This is a genomic window from Pseudobutyrivibrio sp. OR37, from assembly GCF_900113655.1.
Classification (GTDB): Bacteria; Bacillota; Clostridia; order Lachnospirales; family Lachnospiraceae; genus Pseudobutyrivibrio.
Map to the genome: position 1 here is coordinate 1 of NZ_FOQF01000068.1, position 2,609 is coordinate 2,609.

Sequence of the window (2,609 nt, forward strand, 5' to 3'; positions counted from 1 at the left end):
GTAAGTGCGGTAACGCATTCAGCTGATGAATACTAATAGATCGAAGGTTTATTCTAAAAGAAAAGAATGTAGCAAAAATCGGAAGATTAAATTTTTACTGTGTGAAGTTTTGAGGTTGCTAATAATAGTAACAAAATGTTATTAATAAAGATAAGGCAAGCAATAGCTTGCTTTTTTTGTACATATTAATATTTAAGAAGATAAAAGAAAATGAAATCAATACAAAATTTTATTAAAAACGAAATAGTACTTTGTGTAGCCTTTATTTTGGCAGTAATATCTTGTTTTATAGTTCCTCCAACTAAGAGCTATTTAAGCTATATTGATTTTAGGACATTAAGTATTTTATTTACATTAATGGTTACAATGGCTGGATTTCAAAAGCTATCTGTTTTTAGACAGGTTGGAGAAATAATGGTCAATAGGATGAACTCCTTACGTGGTATTGCATTAGTCTTAGTATTTCTTTGCTTTATATCAAGCATGTTTATCACTAATGATGTTGCTTTACTTACCTTTGTTCCATTTTCAATAATTACTTTGTCAATTGCTAATCACAAGGAAAAGTTCATTGCTGTTATTGTTTTAGAAACTCTTGCCGCAAACTTAGGTAGTATGCTAACACCACTAGGTAATCCTCAAAATCTATATCTTTACTCCCTATCAGGTATGAAGTTAACGGATTTTATAAATTTAATGCTACCATATAGCATGTGTTCGCTTATTTTATTGATAGCTTGTGTTTTAATAGTTACAAGACATTCCAAAGAAATATCACAGAAAGCTAGTAATAGTGTTTATAATAGAAGCAAAAAAGACAAGTGTTTAATCTTAATGTATATAGTAATGTTTCTCGTATCATTACTTGTAGTAGCACGAGTTATACCATATTATGTTGCGCTTGTAATAGTGTTAGCATTTGTTTTTATATTTGATAAAAGGGTATTACGAAAGCCAGATTATTCCTTATTATTTACTTTTATCTTCCTGTTTATATTTATTGGAAATATAAAACAAATGCCATTATTAAGTGGATTAATTAATTCATTATTACAGATAAATGAGGTTGGAATATCAATATTACTTAGCCAATTTATCAGTAACGTACCAGCAGCTATTCTTTGTTCAGGATTTGTTTCTGATATAAGGCAAATAATTATAGGTACAAATCTAGGTGGACTAGGAACATTAATAGCATCTATGGCTAGTTTAATATCTTTTAAACAATATAGTTATATAGACGGAGCTGATAATGTAAAATACATTAAAGTATTCTCAATTATGAATATTGCATTTCTTGTATGTTTATATGCTTTACACATTTTATATTTCTAAAAAAGTAATTGAGACATTATCTGGCCCTGTGATAGTAAACATTTTTTGATTTGAATAAACGTCAAGTTCATAATCACTTACAGGAATATTGTGTTTCTGTAAGTGATTTTTTAATGTTTCAATGTTTTCGAAAGTTATAGTTATAGATTGTGGTGGTATGATAGTGTCTGTATTTAAACAATGAATAGCTATCTGAGTTTTACCGGTACTAAAAAGGAAATAGCTATCATTAGATTCTGGAGGAACAATAAATCTCTTTGGCTGCATTCCTAGTAATTTGGTATAGAATTCCCAGACATCTTCTTCACTTCTAGAAACTAAATTTACTCTTGATAGGCGAAAGCCTTTGACAAATGGATATAGAATACCCTTTTTAGCTAGATGTTTCCAAGTTTTGTAGTTTTTATAATCTTTACGCCAACGTGGGTTGGTTAACATGTAAGCAATTTGCAAATAAAGGTAAGAGCCTAGTAATGCGCCCAATGTATTTGCAATAATGTCAGATGTATCATAAGTGCCTCGCTTTGTCATTAATTGCAAGTTTTCTATGAAAACAGAGATTAAAAAAGAAGCGATAAAAGGTCTCCGTAAAGCATGCGCCCTGAAAAGTTTAAAAATATAAGGGAGAAGATATCCCATAGGTATAAAAAGTACAAGATTTAGATAGAATTCTATAAATTCCATCTGTGGAAGTTTAACTCCTTGCCAACTCATTATAAAAAGTCTTATTCCAGAATTTCGAATAAGATAATTTTCATTTTCTTTACGTGCAAACAAAACTAAATAGAATAAGGCTATAAGATATAGTAAAAAAATGATGTATAGAATGATTTTTCTTACGAGAGCATATCGTGATGCTGCAGCTTTTTCATCCAGTCCTCCTTGAAGATTAAGACCAAAATGCTTACATATTTTTTTATCAACAAAAGGTAGTACACATAACAACAAGACTGCGATTGCAGTTGCGATAAGAAGTAATATCAGATTTGAAAACCAGTTGTTTTCATACAGATTATAAAAGCTTTTTAGCTCCATATTATATAAACTCCCCTAGCTAGATATGAAAATTATAATTTGAAAAATCTGTGAAAGACAAATATATACTATAAAATAAGGATATACTATTTATAGTGTGTATTAAAAGGATTTTTTTTTATTTTGGGTATAAAATAAAAAATAATAATAGTCTAGCGGTGATATGTCAAGATGAAAAATCTTGAAAAGTCCCTTTCTTTTTGGTTATTTTTCAAAAAAGAAAGAACGACCGCCTAAGC

At 29.2% G+C, this 2,609-nt stretch carries 2 protein-coding genes; one reads left to right on the plus strand and one right to left on the minus strand.

The window, feature by feature from the left end; all coding sequences use genetic code 11:
* Positions 1-210: 210 nt before the first annotated feature.
* The gene (locus BM097_RS15860) at positions 211-1,335 is read left to right on the plus strand and encodes an SLC13 family permease (protein WP_090552663.1); all 1,125 of its coding nucleotides are present in this window, start codon (positions 211-213) and stop codon (positions 1,333-1,335) included.
* On the opposite strand, the gene BM097_RS15865 is transcribed toward BM097_RS15860, so the two are convergent.
* Complete coding sequence (locus BM097_RS15865) at positions 1,324-2,370, minus strand: VanZ family protein (protein ID WP_090552665.1); 1,047 nt, start codon at positions 2,368-2,370, stop codon at positions 1,324-1,326. The two genes, BM097_RS15860 and BM097_RS15865, sit on opposite strands and share 12 nt — an antisense overlap.
* Positions 2,371-2,609 lie beyond the last annotated feature (239 nt).

Excerpts from the sequence above, each read along its gene's own strand:
- BM097_RS15860 (WP_090552663.1), top strand. The coding sequence starts at position 211 with ATGAAATCAATACAAAATTTTATTAAAAACGAAATAGTACTTTGTGTA.
- BM097_RS15865 (WP_090552665.1), bottom strand. The coding sequence starts at position 2,370 with ATGGAGCTAAAAAGCTTTTATAATCTGTATGAAAACAACTGGTTTTCA.